We start from the raw sequence: 19,487 nt of genomic DNA, 5'->3' as shown, positions 1-19,487 counted from the left end.
TTGACTTTTTTGTATATTCATTCAGGTGTGTTTATTTTAAATCTTCAGAAATTATACCAAAAAACAGAAGACGTTGTAAACTACAACGTCTTCTTATCTGTTAAATAAGTATAAATCATCTCTGCAACATTTTTCGGCATACCTGCTTCGACAAATTCCGATATGGAAGCTTCTTTCATCTTTTTTAATGAACCAAAATGTTTTAGCAATACCTTTTTTCGTTTATCGCCGATTCCTGGAATATCATCCAATGCTGATTGAATGACCGATTTCCCGTGCAACTGGCGATGGAATGTAATTGCAAATCTATGCACTTCATCTTGAATGCGTTGCAATAAATAAAATTCTTGGCTATTCCTCTCAAGAATCACAGGTTCAGGCGGAGCTCCAATAATTAAATGTGATGTTTTATGTTTGTCATCTTTTACAAGCCCTGCCATCGGAATATATAATCCGAGTTCATTCTCCAGAACATCACTTGTAGCGGCCAGATGGCCTTTTCCACCATCAATAATGATTAAATCTGGTAAAGGTAAATTCTCTTTAAGCGCCCTCGTATAACGGCGTCTTACAACTTCCCTCATAGATTCGTAATCATCAGGACCTTGAACCGTTTTAATTTTATATTTCCGATATTCTTTCTTCGCTGGTTTCCCATCGATAAAAGCAATCATTGCTGAAACAGGATTTGTTCCTTGAATATTTGAATTATCAAACGCTTCAATACGATATGGTGTTTCAATCCCTAGTTGCTTCCCTAGATTATCAACAGCTTTAATCGTCCGTTCTTCATCACGTTCAATTAAGTGAAATTTCTCTTCTAGTGCAATTTTCGCATTTTTATTTGCTAATTCCACAAGATCTTTTTTCTTCCCACGCTTCGGCTGTGTCGCTTCAACTTCTAAAAAGCGCTCTACTAATTCTGAATCTATACTTCCTGGAACAACAATTTCCTTCGGCTTGAAATGACTACTGTTTTCATAAAATTGACCGATAAAAGTTAAAAATCCCTCTTCTGGTTCATCATAAATCGGAAACATAGAAACATCACGTTCAATTAGCTTTCCTTTTCGAACGAAGAAAACTTGAACACACATCCACCCTTTATCAACTGCATATCCAAACACATCGCGATCCACTAAATCACTCATAATCATCTTTTGCTTTTCCATAATTGCATCAATATGAGCAATTTGATCTCGCAACTCTTTCGCCCGTTCAAATTCTAGCTTTTCTGAAGCCTCATACATCTTCGTTTCTAATTCTGAACGAATTTCTTTATGCCCACCGTTTAAGAATTTAATAATTTCATCAACAATTTCTTTGTTTTGCTCATCCGTTACTTCTTTCACACAAGGTGCTAAACATTGACCCATATGATAATACAAGCAAACTTTATCTGGCATATTTGAACATTTACGAAGTGGATACATACGATCTAATAATTTCTTTGTTTCATGTGCCGATTGCGCATTTGGATAAGGCCCAAAGTACTTTCCTTTATCCTTTTTTACATTTCGCGTAATGAGTAAGCGCGGCTGTTTTTCAGCTGTAATTTTAATGAAAGGATATGTTTTATCATCTTTTAATTGAATATTATATTTTGGATCATATTTTTTTATTAAATTTAACTCTAAAATAAGAGCCTCCAAATTTGAGGAAGTCACAATATATTCAAAATCAACAATTTCTCCAACAAGCCGAAGTGTTTTCCCATCATGCGAACCAGTAAAGTACGAGCGCACACGATTTTTGAGTACCTTTGCTTTTCCGACATATATAACCGTTCCCTGCTTATCCTTCATTAAATAACAACCAGGTTGATCGGGCAAAATTGCTAACTTCTCTTTTAAATGCTCGTGCACTCGTCTCCCTCCATTTCTACATGCTTATGCTTATCATTTTTATTTTCACATAAAAACATACTATGCCAAAACACCCAACATACGTTCTTTTATTGTAACGGAAAGGTTGTAAAAAAGAAAATAAAAAAAGCTACCAAATGGTAGCTTCTTTATTTTAGAAGTGTTTAGAAACTAATTCTACTAACGCTTCTTTCGGTTTATATCCTAACGCTTGATCAACCACTTTACCGTCTTTTAATACGAAAAGAGCTGGAATGCTCATTACTTCGAATTGACGAGCAGTTTCTTGGTTTTCATCAACGTCCACTTTTACTACTTTTACTTTCTCGCCTAACTCTGAATCGATTTCCTCTAATACAGGAGCGATCATTTTACAAGGTCCGCACCAAGGCGCCCAGAAATCTAATAGTACAACACCTTCGCTAGTTTCAGTTGCGAAGCTTTGGTCATTTGCATTTATAATTGCCATTTTATTTCCTCCTTCAAGTATATTCTACCAAGAGTATATCATTAACTTTTATACGTGGCGAATATTATGTATCGTTATGTATTGTAACAAAAAAATGTTCCTTTATACTATATAAAAATATGGATGAAATACTAAAAAGATGAGAGACAGGGGATCTCTCACCTTTTTCTATATATAGGGGTACTTCACTTGGAACTCAAGGGTACTCAAATCATGAATGTACTTTTAACTTTTTAAACTCTTCTGTTAAAAGAGGTAATACTTCAAACAGATCACCGACAATACCATAGTCAGCTACTTTGAAGATACTAGCTTCTGGATCTTTATTAATCGCAACGATTATTTTTGAATTAGACATACCAGCTAAATGCTGAATCGCACCAGAAATCCCGCATGCAATGTATAGGTCTGGTGTAACAACTTTACCTGTTTGACCAATTTGTAATGAATAATCACAGTACTCAGCATCACAAGCACCACGAGATGCTCCAACAGCGCCGCCTAGTACGTCAGCTAATTCTTTTAACGGTTTAAATCCTTCTTCACTCTTCACACCACGTCCACCAGCTATAATAACTTTCGCTTCAGAAAGATCAACACCTTCTGCAGTTTTACGGACAACATCTTGAATGATTGTACGTAAATCTTTCACATCAACTGTAATAGAAGACACGTCAGCTGTGCGAGACTCGTCTTTTTCAAGAGTTGCAATGTTATTTGGACGCACTGTCGCAAATAATATACCATCTGTTACGATCTTCTTCTCAAATGCTTTACCAGAGTAAATCGGACGAGTGAAGATAACATTTCCACCTTCAACTTCTAAAGCCGTTACGTCAGAAATTAAACCAGCTTCTAATTTCGCTGCTAATTTTGGTGATAAATCTTTACCAAGTGCCGTATGTCCAAATACAATGCCTTCTGGCTTTTCTTCAGCATATACAGCTAAAAACGCTTGTGCATATCCATCAGATGTATATGATTTTAATTTATCATTTTCAACTGTCACAACGCGATCTGCACCGTAATGAATCAATTCATTTGCAAAAGAGGCAACGCTGTCTCCAACTAGAAGACCTACCACTTCACCGCCTTCTGCAATTGTTTTTGCTGCTGCTACCGCTTCAAACGAAACGTTACGTAGCGATCCATCACGAACTTCACCCATTACTAATACTTTACGAGCCATAGATTTTCCCTCCTGCATATATAATTTCGTATTTTATTAGATCACTTTCGCTTCTGTATGGAGCAACGATACAAGTTCTTTTACTTGATCTTGCAGCTCGCCTTGTAACACTTTTCCTGCATCTTTCTTAGGAGGCAAATAGATTTCAATTGTTTTTGTTTTTGCTTCCACATCATCTTCTTCTAAATCTAAATCATCTAATTCTACTTCTTCTAGTGGCTTCTTCTTCGCTTTCATAATACCTGGAAGTGATGGATAACGCGGTTCATTTAAACCTTGTTGCGCTGTTACTAGAAGAGGTAATGATGATTCAATTACTTCTGTATCCCCTTCAACATCACGCTCAATCTTCACATTTGTACCATCAATTTCAAGCTTCGTAATCGTCGTTACGTATGGGATATTTAACGCTTCAGCTACTCGTGGACCAACTTGTCCAGATGCACCGTCAATCGCAACGTTCCCGCCTAAAATTAAATCGATTTCTTTATCTTTTAAATATTCAGCGAGCACTTTTGCTGTTGTAAATTGGTCACCATTCTCAACATCATCTTCAATGTTAATTAGTACCGCTTTATCGCAGCCCATCGCTAATGCTGTGCGAAGTTCTTTTTCACTATCCTCGCCACCAACTGTTATAACAGTAACTTCTCCACCTTGTGCATCTCTTACTTGAATCGCTTCTTCAATCGCATATTCATCGTAAGGGTTGATGATGAATTCCGCTTCGCCATCGTAAATTGCACCGTTTTTAATTACGATTTTTTCTTCTGTGTCAAATGTTCGTTTCATGAGTACGTAGATGTTCATTCCATTTACCCCCTTATTTTTCAGAAAGATTCTATCAATTTTAAAATTCTGTTAATTTTTATTAAAAAAATAATTGGACTACCTACCACTAAATGAAGGCTTACGTTTTTCTAAAAACGCTGCTACGCCTTCTCTTCCATCTTCACTCGTAAATACTTCACCAAAAATCTGTGATTCACGCTGTACACCTTCATAATAATGAGACGATTTTGTCGTTTGTAATAACTCTAGCACAGCACGAGTTGTTGCTGGGCTTTTTCCAGCAATCTGTTTTGCAATTTTAAGCGTATCTTCTAAAATGGATTCTTCAGAAAACACTCCGTTAACAAGTCCCCATTGTAATGCTTCTGCACCAGTAATTGGTGTACTTGTTAACATCATTTCACAAGCTTTCGCTTTACCAACATAACGTGGTAAGCGCTGTGTACCTGCAAAACCAGGAATTAATCCAAGTGTTAATTCAGGTAAACCAAGCTTTGTACTTTCAGTTACAAAGCGCATGTGGCAAGACATAGCAAACTCAAGGCCGCCGCCAAGTGCCGCTCCATGAATTGCCGCAATAACTGGTTTTGAGCATTTTTCAACACGCTCAAACGTAACTTGTCCAAGCTGTGCTAACTCTGTTGCTTGCTTCGCTTCAGTAACAGATGTAAATTCTTTAATATCTGCCCCTGCTGAGAAGAAGCGTCCTTCACCATGTAAAACAACAACACGAATGTTATCATCCTTTTCCACTTGATCGATTAATTCAGTAACGTCATGCATAACTTGTGAAGACATCGCATTAGCTGGCGCATGATTTAACGTCGCCACCGCGATATGATCTTCAACTTTTACAGATAGGAATTTCAACATGATCCCTCCCATTATTGACGATAACCACAAGCTGCAATAAGTAGCCCATGTACCGTTTTTGAAAGTGCGACCAGATCATACTTATGATCGCTCATTACCCAATTGGTCACAACTTCATCTACTGTTCCAAAGATCATTTGTCTTGCCACGCGAACGTTTAAATCCGCCTGAAATTCACCTTGCTTTATACCTGTCTCTAAAATCTCATCCATAACTTGTAAGTAGCCTTTTAATACTTCATTTATTTTAAGGCGCAAGTCTTGATTGGACTGCCTTAGCTCTAATTGCGTAACGATAGCAAGAGGATCATTTTGTGACAACAGCAAGAAGTGCGTTTCTACCAACATGAATAACTTCGCTACAGCGCTTTCAATTCCTGCTATTTTTTGACGAATTGTTTCAACAAATTCTCCCATCTTCTCTTGGAATAAGGATATTAATATATCTTCTTTATTTTTAAAATATAAATAAATCGTGCCATCAGCTACCCCAGCTTGCTTTGCAATTTTAGAAACTTGCGCTTGATGGTATCCATTCTCCGCAATCACAATGACTGCAGCATCAATAATCTGATTGTATTTCGGTCTATTTTTCTTCACTTTACTGTCCCCTTCAAGAAGATGACTGAATGAATAGTCATTCATATTCTTATAATACTGACTATTTAGAAAAGTGTCAATCCTATTTTTTCAAAAAGAAAGGGCCTTAGCCCGTTTGCTCATCCTCATTCTTTCTCTTCTCTTCATCTATTAGGACACGACGTAAAATTTTTCCGACTGTCGTCTTCGGCAACTCACTTCTAAACTCATATACCTTCGGAACTTTGTAAGCTGCTAAATATTTACGTGCAAACTGATCTAATTCTTCTTCAGAACACTCAGCGCCTTCTTTCAAAACAACAAACGCTTTTACAGTTTCCCCTCGATACGGATCAGGAACACCGATTGTTACCACTTCTTGCACCTTTTCGTGTTCATATAACACTTCTTCTACTTCCCGAGGATATACGTTAAAACCGCTAGCAACAATCATATCTTTCTTACGATCTTTCACATAGAAAAAGCCATCCTCATCCATGTATCCTACATCACCTGTATGAAGCCAGCCATCTTGCAATACAGCCGCCGTTTCTTCTGGCTTATTCCAATACCCTTTCATAATTTGTGGGCCCTTTACAACAATTTCACCAATTTCACCTGGAGGTAATGACTCTCCTGTTTCAAGTGACATGATGATTGCCTCTGTATCCGGCCACGGTACCCCAATACTTCCCGGCACACGCTTTTCCCACAAAAAATTCCCATGTGTAACTGGTGATGACTCCGTTAATCCATAACCTTCTACTAATTTACCACCTGTAACTCTCTCAAACTCCTCCTGCACTTCTACAGGAAGCGGTGCAGAACCACTAATACAAGCCTGAATTGAAGAAATATCATATTCTTTTAAAAGAGGACTATTTAATAGAGCAATATAAATGGTTGGTGCTCCTGGAAATAGTGTAACTTTATGTTTCTTAATTGCTTCAAAAACCATTTTCATATCAAACTTCGGAATAAGCACCATTTTATATCCTTGCATAATACTTAAATTCATTACAGCTGTCATCCCGTACACATGAAAAAACGGAAGAACACCAAGAATTACCTCTTCTCCTTCTTTACAATTATATAACCAATGCGCTCCCATTAAAGTGTTCGAAACGAGGTTTTTATGCGTTAACATAACCCCTTTTGGAAACCCTGTCGTTCCCCCTGTATACTGCAAAAGGGCTAGATCATTTTCGGGATCACATGGAACTTCAACATCAGCATTACTTTCTCTTTCTACCGATTTCCAAAGATGAATCGTTTCGCTTTCCGACACATTCACAACAAGATTTGCCTGCTTTTTTTGTACAAATGGATAAAGTAAATTTTTAGGGAATGGTAAGAAATCTGCAATACGAGTTACGATAATGTGCTCCAGCTTTGTGGCATTTTGAACATTAGTAACTCTCGGAAACACTAAATCAAGACAAAGAATGACTTTTGCCCCCGAGTCATGAAGTTGATACTCAAGCTCTCTTTCTGTATAAAGAGGATTCGTTTGTACAACAATCCCCCCCGCAAGCAAAGTACCATAATAACCGATTACGGATTGCGGACAATTCGGCAACATAATCGCAACTCTATCTCCCTTTTCAACACCAAGCCTTTGAAGATAATTCGCAAACTTCTTTACCTTGTCATGGAAATCTGAAAATGTAACATCTTTACCTAAAAAATGAAGCGCTTTCTTTTCTGGATAACGAGAAGCTATTTTCTCTAAATATCCATGAAGTGGCTGAATATCATAAGAAATCGTACCTGGGATTTCCTCTGGATAACTCTGCAACCAAGGTTTTTCCACTCTCATTCCCCCTTCCAATACTTGTGAAAATAAATGAATGTTCATTCATGATGATTGTTTTCATTATATTATAGTCAGAACAGCGTTACAATCATAATATTCTGACTTTTGTATAACTATGCTTTACTTCGTTAACTTCTTATTATATGTATAAACTCTCTTAATTTTAAAAGAATAAGAGAGTTCACGTTACTTAGCTTAATCTTATAATCGTTAAAACTGCACCAGGTGTAGTCGTTGATAACGTGGCAACAGCTAACAATCCAAACAACTGCAAACTAATTGCACTCCCCGCTGCAAGAGTCGTAATAATTGTTGCACTAAATGAAGTCGTTGCTAATGCAGGAGAGTTGATAGTCCCAGCAAGCGGTGCCCCATTAATTGTAATTCGCGAACTAACTAATAATGAAGCTGTTATATTAATTGTATATGAAATATAATAATTCCCTGCATTTGCGGCCGTAAATACTGTGTTCCCCCCCGACACTGTAATTCCTGGACCGATATTCTGATTATTTGGAAGTGGGACATTTGTCCCACCAAGTAATACTGATATTGCCGTACCCGATGTATTATTAGCAAATGCATACGTTGCCGTGATACTTGTACCTGTTACTCCCGTCGCTCCTGTTTCACCTGTTGCTCCCGTTGGACCTGTTGCTCCTGTTGCTCCCGTTACTCCCGTTGCTCCCGTTGCTCCCGTTGCTCCTGTTGGACCTGTTGGACCTGTTGCTCCTGTCACTCCTGTTGCCCCTGTTACTCCCGTTGCTCCCGTTGCTCCCGTTGAACCTGTCGCTCCTGTTACTCCCGTTGCTCCCGTTGCTCCCGTTGAACCTGTCGCTCCTGTTACTCCCGTTGCTCCCGTTGCTCCCGTTGAACCTGTCGCTCCTGTTACTCCCGTTGCTCCCGTTGCTCCCGTTGCTCCTGTTGCTCCTGTTGCTCCTGTTGGACCTATTGGACCTGTTGCTCCTGTCGCTCCTGTTGCTCCCGTTGCTCCTGTTGCTCCTGTTACTCCCGTTGCTCCCGTTGCTCCCGTTGCTCCCGTTGCTCCCGTTGAACCTGTCGCTCCCGTTATTCCCGTTGCTCCTGTTGCTCCCGTTGAACCTGTCGCTCCCGTTGCTCCCGTTATTCCCGTTGCTCCCGTTATTCCCGTTGCACCCGTTACTCCCGTTGCTCCTGTTGCTCCCGTTGAACCTGTCGCTCCTGTATCACCTGTCGCTCCTGTTGGACCTGTTGGACCGAGCTTAGGAACTGTCCCATCGCAACTAAAACAGCACGAATCAACATGTAAACCATTTTGATTATTACATCCACAATATCCATTTGCATTATTACTCCATAAAGACATGTTGACCCTCCTTCGTGTTCGATCTTTTAAGTAAGCCCACTAATTAAAAATATCTTTCTAATAAAAATCAGTTTTTATTTTCCTTATCAACTACCCGCTCTGGAACAAACCTTTTATAAACAAAGTTTTTTTCCTTACATTCTAATAAATATTACATGCAATACGCTCTCCTTTCGCTTGTACTTTCGCCTTCCTCATTTAAGGAATTTCAGCTCCTTCAACCTTGATACACGTATGCATTTCAATACGATATATTAAAATCCGTATAAATCGTTATTATTTCGTCAAAATTCCCAAAAAATATTAACACTTAAAATACCCTCATATTTTGTTAAATTAACATTTTTTCCTTCTACATATATTTTTTGCTGAAACTCTTGTAATTGATAGACCTTATTACTTTTTCGTTTATAATCAATGGCTTTAAATTTCGCAACAGATATAAGCCAATTTCTAAACTTCCCACGATTTTTATCATAACTATTAATGTTGTACCAAACGATTAATAAAATATCGTCAACACATTCATCCACTAGCACCTTACTATGTGCCGTATCTAAAACACTATGAACCACCTTATAAATTAAATCTCCATATCGATCAATTGCTGTATGTAATGCTAACATATCTTGTTTCCGAAGACCTTCTACTATTTCTATATCCTTCACCCTTATCACCACTCTTTACTCCATTCTCTATTCATTATATATACGAATGCATAGGGCGGTTTTCTGATACTTTTACAAATATTTTCTAATTATTTTTATATTGTAGCAATGCTTAATTAAGTATCGCTTATGAAACAGGGATTATATTATCTCTCACGAATTTAATATACGAGCGAAAAACAGGAGGGATAACTATGTACCAAACTATTGAAGGTTTTCTACAATCATGGACATACGAGGCTGAGTCTACTCAGAAGATGATCGATGCATTAACCGATGAATCTTTATCACAAGAAATTGCACCTGGGCACTGGACTTTAGGGAGAGTCGCTTGGCATATCGTTACAGCACTTCCTGTTATGCTATCAGGGACAGGGCTTAAGTTTGAAGGAGAAACGAAAGATTATCCTGTACCAACTTCAGCAAAAACAATTGCAGATGGGTATCGCAAAGTGAATACGGCTTTTATTGAAGCACTTCAAAGTGAGTGGACTGATGAAGACTTAACTACTATTAATAACTTCTTTGGTCGTCCTATGCCGAATTCTATATTTTTAATGACACTCATCAATCATCAAAATCACCACCGCGGACAGATGACTGTTTTAATGCGTCAAGCTGGCTTAACAGTCCCTGGTGTATATGGTCCTGCAAAAGAAGAATGGGCTGCTACTGGAATGGAAGCTCCCCAAATGTAACGACAGAAAAAGACAAGGTGTTTATGCACCTTGTCTTTTTCTGTAACTTGTTTCATGTGAAACTATTTTCTACTAAATGGTATTTTATGAGAAAATACGTTAAGATAAATTCATATTAATTGGAGGGAACTAAATTGAATACAAAAAACAAAAAAATAACAATAAGAACTCTCTTACTAACTTCTATCATTGGAGTTATCGGTGTATCTCTTTATTTCACAAGTTATGGTACCCCTTGGGGAAAACAAACAGCAGTTACGGAATCAAAAGAATATATTACAAAATACTTTGATCTAGATGCAGAAGTCAAAAATACTTCTTACGATGCTAAAATGAATAGCTATGCAATCGCCTTTGAAACAATTGAAGATGGAGAGTTTACTATCGAATATAAAGGTCCTAATAACTTTAACATTTCTCCAGGAGTGCAAGAGTATTTAAGCAAACACTATAAATTTACAGAGTAGTAACGAAGCATACATATACAAAAAAGAGTTGGTATAACGCCAACTCTTTTTTACGTATTCTTGTCATACTGTTATATCTTCCTTCTCTATATTTTTAATTCCGTAATATGCAATCGCAACTCCAATCGCTGCAAATGTGAATTGAAGAGGAAGAAACGTCGCTATAGGAAATATGGGCGGGTTATTAATTGCGATTAATACAACGATAATAGAAGAAACGATTGTAGCTGGCACAGAACGTTTACGCATCCCGAAATATAGAGGAATTAAGCTTATTCCTGCCGTGGCAATGGCTAAAGGAATAAGATTTATCCCTTCTTGAATCAATTGATCTACTGTGAATGAATTAGGAAGAATTGAAAAATAACTATCTATCCCAAAGAAAATTCCTACTACTAAAATGTTCGATAAAATAACTGTTATAAGTGTTAATGTCGCTGTAACAGCCAACTTACTAGCCATCATTTTCTTTCGGTTAATTGGATAAGAAAACATGAGTAGTATTGTTTTACTTTTATATTCATCAATTATTAACTTGGCTATTAGTACGCCACCAAAAATAATAAATGTTGCTCTTACTAACGCACTAGCCATCGACAAAATTATCTGCGGATCCCTTATTTTTGGATCCCCTTCTATTTGAGCAACGATACTAACGAAGATTAGTAGTGCCAGTATAACGATATTCGCAATAACCGCTCTCTTCACATACCATCCAAGCTTAAACTTCCTCACTTCTAGCTTCATAAGACGTAGCATGATAGTCCTCCTTTCATGTAAGCTACTGAAATTAACTTAAAATTGCAATTACTATTATTTTTTTCACTATTCATACCCCAGTTCGTTGTTGTTTTAAGCTTACTTCACGCCACATCAATTTTGTTGATTTTACGATATGAAAGATAACTAATAAAAATCCCTAATAAACAGAGCACTATTGGGATAGCGATAAAATTAAACATACTTACTTGACCGTTTCCAGAACCAAAGTTACTACTAATTAGCATCCCAATTATTACTGCAGAAGTAATTGTTGTCGGTGTCGATTTCTTTCTCATCCCAAAAAATAAAGGAATTAAACTTATACCAGATATCATAAATGCATTTATAAAAGTAGCTGGAACGATAGCTATTATTTCACCTATCGTAGCTGGCGTTTCAATCAGCCCCATCATTGGACTCACAAAATATACGAGTAAACTAATACTGAAAGTAGCGATAATCGTGCTCACAAAACAAAAACAAAAAACAATTGTTAATTTCGCCCTCATTAGCATTTTTCTTTGCAGTGGGTACATAAACAATAGTTGTATTGTTTTGTTCTTATACTCATCAATTATTAAACGTGATAAAATGACCGAACTAAAAATAATGAATGTTATCCTAATAACAGTGTTTATTAAAACCATTTGTTGCGTGAAGTCAGAGAATAGCCCATCTACCTCGTCTTTCGCTCCCAACGCCATGAGGTTTACTACGGTGAAAATTGCTATAATACAAATTGCTACACTTTTAAAATAACTAGATAATTGATGTTTCTTCCATTCAAGCTTCATTAATTTAAGCATATAAACCATGCCTCCATTCCTTATATAACTGCCTCTACGCTACTAACATTCTAATTCCAGCAGTAACTACGCTTAACATTCCTATCACTAGTAAAATTAACAACCATTTCCGCACTGGTTTTCTATAATATAAAATCCCACTTATGAACATTACGATTAATCCACTTACTATATTCACTAACAATCCATTAAGCATGAATGCCCTCTCCATCCATTACATTTAAGAAATACTCCTCTAAAGAACTATGTTTCTTATTAATACTTTCAATTTCTACATCGTTCATAATGAGTGCTTTTGAAATGGCTTGCTGCGTCGCCTTCAATTCATACACACGAATCATGTTTCCACTCATTATTTTGTAATTTTTTATAGCGAGTTTATCTTCTAAAATATAAGCTGCACGCTTCACATCAGGAACAGTGATTTCAATGTACTCTGTTTGTTTTCCGTTAATACTCTTCATCGAAACTTCTTTTATTAGTTTTCCATTTTGAATCACACCAATTGTATCTGCCATTTGTTCCATCTCACCTAAAATATGACTAGAGACTAATAACGTAATGCCATATTCTTTGCAGAGCATTTTAAATAAGTCTCGTAACTCTTTAATACCAATTGGATCTAAACCATTAATCGGTTCATCTAAAATGAGTAGTTCTGGCTTTGTCATGATCGCCCTTGCAATACCAAGTCGTTGCTTCATCCCTAATGAAAAATCTTTTACTTTTTTATTTTCTATGCCGTGTAGTTTCACTAAATTTAACGCATGATCAATTGTATTTTTATCGTAATACCCCATATATTCACAATGTAATTCTAAGTTTTCTTTCGCCGTTAATTTATCATAAAAGATTGGATATTCAATAATTGTCCCCATTCTTTTTAATACTTCATAAGATGTGTCTGTTAACTTCTCACCGAAAATTTCAATATCACCGCTCGTCGGTTTTATTAAATTTGTAATCATTTTCATAATCGTTGTTTTACCAGCACCATTCGGTCCTAAAAAACCGTAAATCTCTCCTTTTTTCACATGCATGTTAACGCTAGAAATAACTTCATTCCCTTTAAACACTTTCGTTAACTGGTTCGTTTTTAATATATATGTCATGTCACTTTCCCCTTTCGCACTGCTCTATATTTCTATAATAGACAACGGAAATCTCTTTTTTCTTACCCGTTCCTTACAAATTCCTTACGCTGAAAAAAAAGCTTGTAGAATTTACTTCTCTACAAGCTAAAACAGCATCTTTGTTAATACAACTGTAAAAATTGTTTTTTCATACGGCTTACTAGAAAGATGTATTTCTCCGTCCATCGCTTCCACAAGCCTTTTCGTAATCGTTAACCCTAAACCGCTTCCTTGGTACAATCTATTTCTGGAATCTTCAAGTGTGTACATACGCTCAAACACTTTATCAATGTGAGATTCATCAATTCCTTTTCCTGTATCCCATACATCTATATACACACTCGTTTCATCATCTCTTAACGTCATACCAAGTGTCTTTCCATCGTCACCATATGTAATCGCATTTGATATTAAATTATTCAATACTCTACCTAATACTTCTACATTTCCAAGTGCATATATATTTCTTTCTGGTATATCAATATGAACTTGAAACCCTTTCGTCGTCACTAAATCATAAAAAGATAAAATCTTCTCGCGACAAACTTCATTCATATTTACTTTTGTCATCTCAATTGCTTTGTCACCGGATTCTAATTTTACTAAATCAAAAAACTTATGAATCAGTTCCATCACTTCTAGTGTTTTTACATGCACCTTTTCGAGTAATATTTGCTTCTCTTCCTCATTTATCGTTTTATCCTTATTTAACATTTCGGTATATCCAAGAATAACTGTTAGTGGTGTTTTCAAATCATGCGAAATATTTGAAAGCATTTTTCTCATCGAAATTTCCACTTTCGCATGATCTGCATTCGTTTTCTGTTTTGCATCTAATAAATGATTAATCGCCACTAATAACTTTTGCAATTCTAGATCATCTGTCATAATTAATAGCTTCTCACCAGTTTGTTCTTTTACAATTCGATTTAACTTCTCATACGTGTAGCGTAAATTCCTACTACTATTTTTCCTAATTTTATATTGCACGTAAATAACGATAAGCAATATAATAATCACCACTGTTAAAAATACAACCATACTACATCACTTCCAACTTATAGCCGATGCCCCATAATGTTTTAATATATTCTGGATTAGATGGATCACTTTCAATTTTCTCACGTAATCTTCTCATATGAACATTAATAACATTATCATCACCATAATATTCTTCATTCCAAACAAGCGTATATATTTGTGCTTTCGTAAAAACACGATTTTGATTCTTCACGAATAGCTTTAAAATCTCAAATTCTTTTAAAGTAAGTTTAAGCTGTCTTCCCTTTTTCTCCACAGTAAAATTAATTGGGTCAATTATTAAATCACCAATCTGAATCGCCTCATCTTTTGATTCCACAGCCGAATACTTTGTAGACCTCCGAATACCCGCTTTTACACGTGCAGCTAATTCAATCATAGAAAACGGCTTACAAATGTAATCATCTGCTCCAAGTCCTAATCCAACAGCTTTATCAACATCTGTATCTTTCGCTGACATCATTAAAATCGGAACGGCACTTTTTTCTCGAATGATTCGCACAACCTCTAACCCATCTAACTTCGGCATCATAATATCGAGGATAATCAAATCAAATGAACCTTTTAAAAATGCGTTAACTCCTTCTTCTCCATCAGATGCGATTGTAACTTGAAAACCTTCTTTTACTAAATATGTTTCAACCATCTCTTGAATTGAGATGTCATCTTCAACTAATAAAATATGATGTGACATATTTCTATCCCCTTTTTTAACAAACATTAACAATTTAATTGTATCGTAACGAATGAATGCTGGAAAGAATTATATGAATTTTCAAACCAACTTCCCTTCCTTCCTTAACAATGATATGATGAAATTCACTACGATTGTTCATAATTAACTTTATATAAAGGAGACTTATCATGTCAGAAAACAAAAAAGTAAGCTTAGCTGATTTAATGCGCGAACAACTTGCGAAGAAAAAGCAAGGAAATGGAAACGGCTCAAATAATGGAAGTCAAAGTCAAGAAACGAAAAAATTACAAAACCAACAAACGAAGAAAACAAACAACCAACGTAGACGTACAGGTGTATAAATGAACGGGCAAAAACGATCTAACATTTCATCAGGTCTTGAAGTTGATATTGTATTAAAACAAGATCAACGTACAGGTAAGCTAACAAGAGGAATTGTAAAAGATATTTTAACGAACTCACCTTCACATCCGCACGGCATTAAAGTAAGATTGCAAGACGGACAGGTTGGCAGAGTACAAAATATTATTCAATAAGAAAAGGAGCTCATTTAAACTTGAGCTCCTTTTCTTATTTTCATTAACCTTTAATTTTTTCGATGAAAACTACTTTTAAATAGTCTCCCTCTTTAAATTGATCAATTGTACGGAAATCTTCCGGTAAAGAATGTTCTTCTAATATTTTATATTTACCGTTCATTTCTTTAAATGCTGTATCGATAAAGCCATTAAACTTTTTCATATCGAATGCGCTACAATTTGTAGAAGCAACGATAATACCGTTATTTTCTGTAATCGCAATTGTTTCTTTTAATAAGTTTTTATAATCTTTCGCCGCACTGAACGTATATTTTTTAGAGCGTGCAAAGCTTGGGGGATCAAGTACAACCATATCAAATTTCATCTTTTTCTTAGCTGCATATTTGAAATACAGAAATACATCTTCTACAATAATATCTTGTGCTTCATAATCAATTTCATTTACACTAAACTGCTCAATCGTTTTACTTAAACTACGATTTGCAAGGTCCACACTTGTTGTTTTACTTGCACCGCCAAGCGCTGCAAATACAGAGAAAGCCCCAGTATAAGAGAACATATTTAAAACCGTTCTTCCTTTTGCATATTTATCACGAATTTGTTTTCGAACGTTACGCTGATCTAAAAACACACCAACCATCGCCCCGTCATTTAAATATACAGCAAAGTTTACACCGTTCTCTTTTACGATAAGTGGGAACTCACCGCGCTCTCCTGCGACGAAATCATCACCTTCAATGTATTTCCCTTTCGTATCAAAACGCTTTTTCTCATAAATCCCTTTGAAATTTGCTACTTTTTGAAGTGCTGCTATAATCTCATCGCGGAAAGTATAAACCCCTTCACTATACCAACTTATTACGTAATAGCCGTCATAATAATCGATGATTAAACCACCAAGGCCATCGCCCTCACCATTCAGGGCACGAAATGCTGTTGTATCATTTGATTTATAAAAATCTTTTCGTTTATGTAAAGCAGATTTGATTTTACTTTCAAAGAAAGGTTGATTAATTTGCTCTTTCTCTTTTCTCGTTAAAATCCATCCATATCCTTTATTTTGTTTTCCATAATAGCCTTTTCCGATGAATTGGTTCTTCTCATCTACTACGTTGATGATTGTTCCTTCTTCACGTACATCATTTAAATTTTGAATAGCATCTTTTAAAATAAGTGGATATCCACTTTTAATTTCTTTTATAAACTTCGGTTTTATTTTTATAGTTACTTCAGATCGCATGTAATGTCTTCCTTTCCATTTGAATGCTTTCTAATTAGTAGGAAGCAATGTAAAAAACGAGGCTGAAAAAAGCCTCGTTTCACTATACCATATTATTGCTTTGCTAGTACAACTAGCTCATCTCCTGGTATAACCGCTATATATTTATACAATGTTGAAAAAGTAAGACTACCATCATCGTGACGAATAAATAATATTACATCCTCTGAATCGCTCTCTTCTTTATTAATTTTTTGTTCTTCCTCAACTTGTATCGTTTTAAATGTATAACCCTCTTCAATTTTTCTATCTAACTCTTCATAAATTTCATTTTGACCAAACAGTAAATGAGCTTTTTTCGAAAGAGAGATGCGTTCTTGCTCAATCTTTTCCACATCATGAATCGGAAGTAAAAATGTATTATGATGTCCAAACTGCGGTACATATGTGTTTGCGACTAATACATTATAAGAATCCGTATCTGTAACTGAAATTAAGTATTCATACTGATTCATATCTACTTCAAATTGCAACTGCTCTGAGAGTACTTGGCCGTTATATGTATTAAGCCCTTTCACTTTTGCGCATTGCAAATGTTCTTCCGATACATCTACGATTAAGCTCGGAATCCCCATCTCTTTACAATGCATAGCGAATGCAGTTGAGAATCTACTAGCTCCTGAAATTAAAATACCTGGCGGCTGTGTATTGGCTAATCCTAATTTTTTTGCTAAAAATCCAATTGAAAATCCATGAGCACAAACGGTCGTAATTACGAGTGCAAATGTAAGTGCTGTTAATATAGAAGCATCTTTATACCCTTCTTGTAATAACTCCGTCGCAAAGTAACTTGAAACCGTTAATGCAACAATACCTCGCGGCGCAATCCAACCAACTAGCGCCCTTTCTGATCTTGTTAACTCTGTTCCGATTGTCGATACCCAAATTGATAAAGGACGAACAACAAATATCATCATAAGTACGAAGCTAATAATAGGCCAGCTAAAAATCTCCATAATCGTCGTTCTTGGAAGTGATGCTGTTAAGATGATGAAAACAGTCGATGTTAATAGTACGGAAATATTTTCGTTAAAATGACGAATATCACCGATAGAAGAAATATATTTCTTCATCCGTGCAAGTGTAATCCCCATTACTGTTACGGCTAGCATACCTGTTTCATGCATGACTTCATCTGCAATGCCGAAGCATAGTAATACCGTAACGAGCAAAATCGGTGCCTTTAAATATTCTGGTACTTTCCCTTTTAAAATCATATAACTCATAAAAATACTAAACGCATACCCAAGTACCATTGCAAATAACGAACCTGCAAAGAAATATAGTAACGTATGTAAGTGTACATTTTCTTTCGTTAAGAAATTTACAATTTGAAAGGCGAATACAGCAAGTAATGCTCCAAACGGATCAACGATAATCCCTTCCCACTTTAAAATTGCAGCTGTCCTTGGCTTTAATCGTGCTTGGCGTAACAACGGAATAATTACAGTTGGACCTGTCACAATAAAAAGTCCTCCAATAATAAATGCAACCGCCCAATCTAATCCAGCGACGTAATGGGCTGCAAGTGAGCCAGCAATCCAAGCAATAAACGCACCAAACGTAACAATACGAAATACTGGTTTTGATAGTCCCCTCAGTTCACGTACATCTAAACTTAAACTACCCTCAAACAATATAATAGCAACAGAAAGTGATACGAGTGGACTAAAAACATCTCCAAGCACCTCTTTTGGATTAATAATACCGAAAACTGGACCAATTAATAATCCGGCAACTGCCATAACAACAATAGCAGGGAGCTGGAAGCGCCATGCAGTCCATTGTGAGGCGATGCCTAGTGTAATAATAATAACGATACTAAGTAACAGTGATTCGACCATAATACCCTCCTTGTTCATAGTATTGCGAAAGCAAGGTATAAACCATACTTTGCTTATGTATATTTCTTATTTTGTTTTATTTTAATAATATATAACTTCATTAACTATATGGTCAAATTATTTATATAATAGTAAATTCATCCTTAATTCTACATTTATATGAAAATTACTATTGACAATGATAATGATTTTCATTATCATTTAATGTATATGAGTTCTTGAAAATAAAGGCTACATTTATAGGAGGAATAAACATGATTATTGTTACAAATACAACTAAAATTACAAAGGGAAATGGCCATAAATTAATTGAGCGTTTTAATAAAGTGGGTAGAGTCGAAACAATGTCAGGATTTTTAGGATTAGAAGTTCTTTTAACGCAAAATACAGTTGATTATGATGAAGTAACAATTAGCACTCGCTGGAATGCAAAAGAAGATTTCCAAGGTTGGACAAAGAGCTCAGCATTTAAAGATGCTCACTCACATCAAGGCGGGATGCCAGACTATATTCTTGATAATAAAATTGCTTACTATGATGTAAAAGTTGTACGTATGCCAATGGCTGCAGCACAGTAAGCATATTTATTTTTTAAAGTATAGAATATGAAGAGTGTTACCACTTCT

At 35.9% G+C, this 19,487-nt stretch carries 21 protein-coding genes and 1 pseudogene; 5 read left to right on the top strand and 17 right to left on the bottom strand.

Annotated elements, in window-relative coordinates; genetic code table 11:
• Positions 1-80: 80 nt before the first annotated feature.
• The 9 genes and pseudogenes from uvrC to JFU54_RS09210 all read right to left on the bottom strand — a co-directional run.
• Positions 81-1,865 (bottom strand): excinuclease ABC subunit C, encoded by a 1,785-nt coding sequence (uvrC, locus tag JFU54_RS09250; RefSeq protein ID WP_201064309.1) that lies wholly within the window; start codon positions 1,863-1,865, stop codon positions 81-83.
• Positions 1,866-2,019: 154 nt separating this feature from the next.
• Complete coding sequence (trxA, locus tag JFU54_RS09245) at positions 2,020-2,334, bottom strand: thioredoxin (RefSeq protein WP_088040205.1); 315 nt, start codon at positions 2,332-2,334, stop codon at positions 2,020-2,022.
• 211 nt (positions 2,335-2,545) lie between these two features.
• Entirely contained in the window at positions 2,546-3,523 is a 978-nt protein-coding gene (gene etfA / locus JFU54_RS09240; protein WP_002015402.1) for an electron transfer flavoprotein subunit alpha, read from the bottom strand.
• Between the two features lie 36 nt (positions 3,524-3,559).
• A complete protein-coding gene (gene etfB, locus JFU54_RS09235; RefSeq protein WP_002088867.1) occupies positions 3,560-4,333 on the bottom strand; it encodes an electron transfer flavoprotein subunit beta in 774 nt (257 codons plus the stop codon).
• Between the two features lie 78 nt (positions 4,334-4,411).
• Positions 4,412-5,188, bottom strand: coding sequence for an enoyl-CoA hydratase (locus JFU54_RS09230; RefSeq protein WP_002088868.1), 777 nt, complete (start codon positions 5,186-5,188; stop codon positions 4,412-4,414).
• A gap of 11 nt (positions 5,189-5,199) precedes the next feature.
• A complete protein-coding gene (locus JFU54_RS09225; protein ID WP_012261773.1) occupies positions 5,200-5,787 on the bottom strand; it encodes a fatty acid metabolism transcriptional regulator FadR in 588 nt (195 codons plus the stop codon).
• A gap of 106 nt (positions 5,788-5,893) precedes the next feature.
• Positions 5,894-7,579 (bottom strand): long-chain-fatty-acid--CoA ligase, encoded by a 1,686-nt coding sequence (locus tag JFU54_RS09220; RefSeq protein WP_016120857.1) that lies wholly within the window; start codon positions 7,577-7,579, stop codon positions 5,894-5,896.
• 193 nt (positions 7,580-7,772) lie between these two features.
• On the bottom strand, positions 7,773-8,927 hold the full coding sequence (locus JFU54_RS09215) for a BclA C-terminal domain-containing protein (RefSeq protein ID WP_201064308.1): 1,155 nt from the start codon (positions 8,925-8,927) through the stop codon (positions 7,773-7,775).
• Positions 8,928-9,247: 320 nt separating this feature from the next.
• Positions 9,248-9,604, bottom strand: a pseudogene (locus tag JFU54_RS09210) (sigma factor); the annotation flags it as partial.
• A 185-nt stretch (positions 9,605-9,789) separates the two neighbouring features.
• Between JFU54_RS09210 and JFU54_RS09205 the strand changes: the two are divergent.
• Both JFU54_RS09205 and JFU54_RS09200 read left to right on the top strand, forming a co-directional pair.
• Entirely contained in the window at positions 9,790-10,293 is a 504-nt protein-coding gene (locus tag JFU54_RS09205; protein ID WP_201064307.1) for a DinB family protein, read from the top strand.
• Between the two features lie 134 nt (positions 10,294-10,427).
• Positions 10,428-10,760 (top strand): YfjL-like protein, encoded by a 333-nt coding sequence (locus JFU54_RS09200; protein ID WP_001093305.1) that lies wholly within the window; start codon positions 10,428-10,430, stop codon positions 10,758-10,760.
• A 63-nt stretch (positions 10,761-10,823) separates the two neighbouring features.
• Here the strand turns inward: JFU54_RS09200 and JFU54_RS09195 are convergent, their stop codons facing one another.
• From JFU54_RS09195 to JFU54_RS09170, 6 genes are all read right to left on the bottom strand, one after another.
• Positions 10,824-11,519: an ABC transporter permease gene (locus tag JFU54_RS09195; protein WP_201064305.1), complete on the bottom strand. Its 696-nt coding sequence runs from the start codon at positions 11,517-11,519 to the stop codon at positions 10,824-10,826.
• 104 nt (positions 11,520-11,623) lie between these two features.
• The gene (locus JFU54_RS09190; RefSeq protein WP_201064303.1) at positions 11,624-12,328 is read right to left on the bottom strand and encodes an ABC transporter permease; all 705 of its coding nucleotides are present in this window, start codon (positions 12,326-12,328) and stop codon (positions 11,624-11,626) included.
• A gap of 34 nt (positions 12,329-12,362) precedes the next feature.
• Positions 12,363-12,524 (bottom strand): hypothetical protein, encoded by a 162-nt coding sequence (locus JFU54_RS09185; RefSeq protein ID WP_002167608.1) that lies wholly within the window; start codon positions 12,522-12,524, stop codon positions 12,363-12,365.
• Positions 12,517-13,440 (bottom strand): ABC transporter ATP-binding protein, encoded by a 924-nt coding sequence (locus JFU54_RS09180; protein WP_063218399.1) that lies wholly within the window; start codon positions 13,438-13,440, stop codon positions 12,517-12,519. The genes JFU54_RS09185 and JFU54_RS09180 overlap by 8 nt, the downstream gene beginning before the upstream one ends.
• Positions 13,441-13,566: 126 nt before the next feature.
• Complete coding sequence (locus tag JFU54_RS09175; protein WP_201064302.1) at positions 13,567-14,502, bottom strand: HAMP domain-containing histidine kinase; 936 nt, start codon at positions 14,500-14,502, stop codon at positions 13,567-13,569.
• A gap of 1 nt (position 14,503) precedes the next feature.
• The gene (locus JFU54_RS09170) at positions 14,504-15,196 is read right to left on the bottom strand and encodes a response regulator transcription factor (protein WP_002088884.1); all 693 of its coding nucleotides are present in this window, start codon (positions 15,194-15,196) and stop codon (positions 14,504-14,506) included.
• Between the two features lie 170 nt (positions 15,197-15,366).
• Between JFU54_RS09170 and JFU54_RS09165 the strand changes: the two genes are divergently transcribed.
• Positions 15,367-15,540: a hypothetical protein gene (locus JFU54_RS09165; RefSeq protein WP_002015431.1), complete on the top strand. Its 174-nt coding sequence runs from the start codon at positions 15,367-15,369 to the stop codon at positions 15,538-15,540.
• Positions 15,541-15,735 carry a YwbE family protein gene (locus JFU54_RS09160; RefSeq protein WP_001014315.1) on the top strand — a complete coding sequence of 65 codons (195 nt, stop codon included), beginning with the start codon at positions 15,541-15,543 and terminating at the stop codon, positions 15,733-15,735. It begins immediately after the preceding gene.
• A gap of 43 nt (positions 15,736-15,778) precedes the next feature.
• Here the strand turns inward: JFU54_RS09160 and JFU54_RS09155 are convergent, their stop codons facing one another.
• Positions 15,779-16,978, bottom strand: coding sequence for a class I SAM-dependent rRNA methyltransferase (locus JFU54_RS09155; protein WP_002067464.1), 1,200 nt, complete (start codon positions 16,976-16,978; stop codon positions 15,779-15,781).
• A 92-nt stretch (positions 16,979-17,070) separates the two neighbouring features.
• Positions 17,071-18,861: a cation:proton antiporter gene (locus JFU54_RS09150; protein WP_193662606.1), complete on the bottom strand. Its 1,791-nt coding sequence runs from the start codon at positions 18,859-18,861 to the stop codon at positions 17,071-17,073.
• Between the two features lie 254 nt (positions 18,862-19,115).
• Between JFU54_RS09150 and isdG the strand changes: the two genes are divergently transcribed.
• Entirely contained in the window at positions 19,116-19,439 is a 324-nt protein-coding gene (gene isdG, locus JFU54_RS09145) for a heme oxygenase (RefSeq protein ID WP_201064301.1), read from the top strand.
• Positions 19,440-19,487 lie beyond the last annotated feature (48 nt).

Source organism: Bacillus sp. TH19 (assembly GCF_016651075.1).
Lineage (GTDB): Bacteria > Bacillota > Bacilli > Bacillales > Bacillaceae_G > Bacillus_A > Bacillus_A mycoides.
The sequence above is the reverse complement of the archived record's forward strand: the minus strand, read 5'-3'. Positions and strand labels throughout refer to the sequence as shown.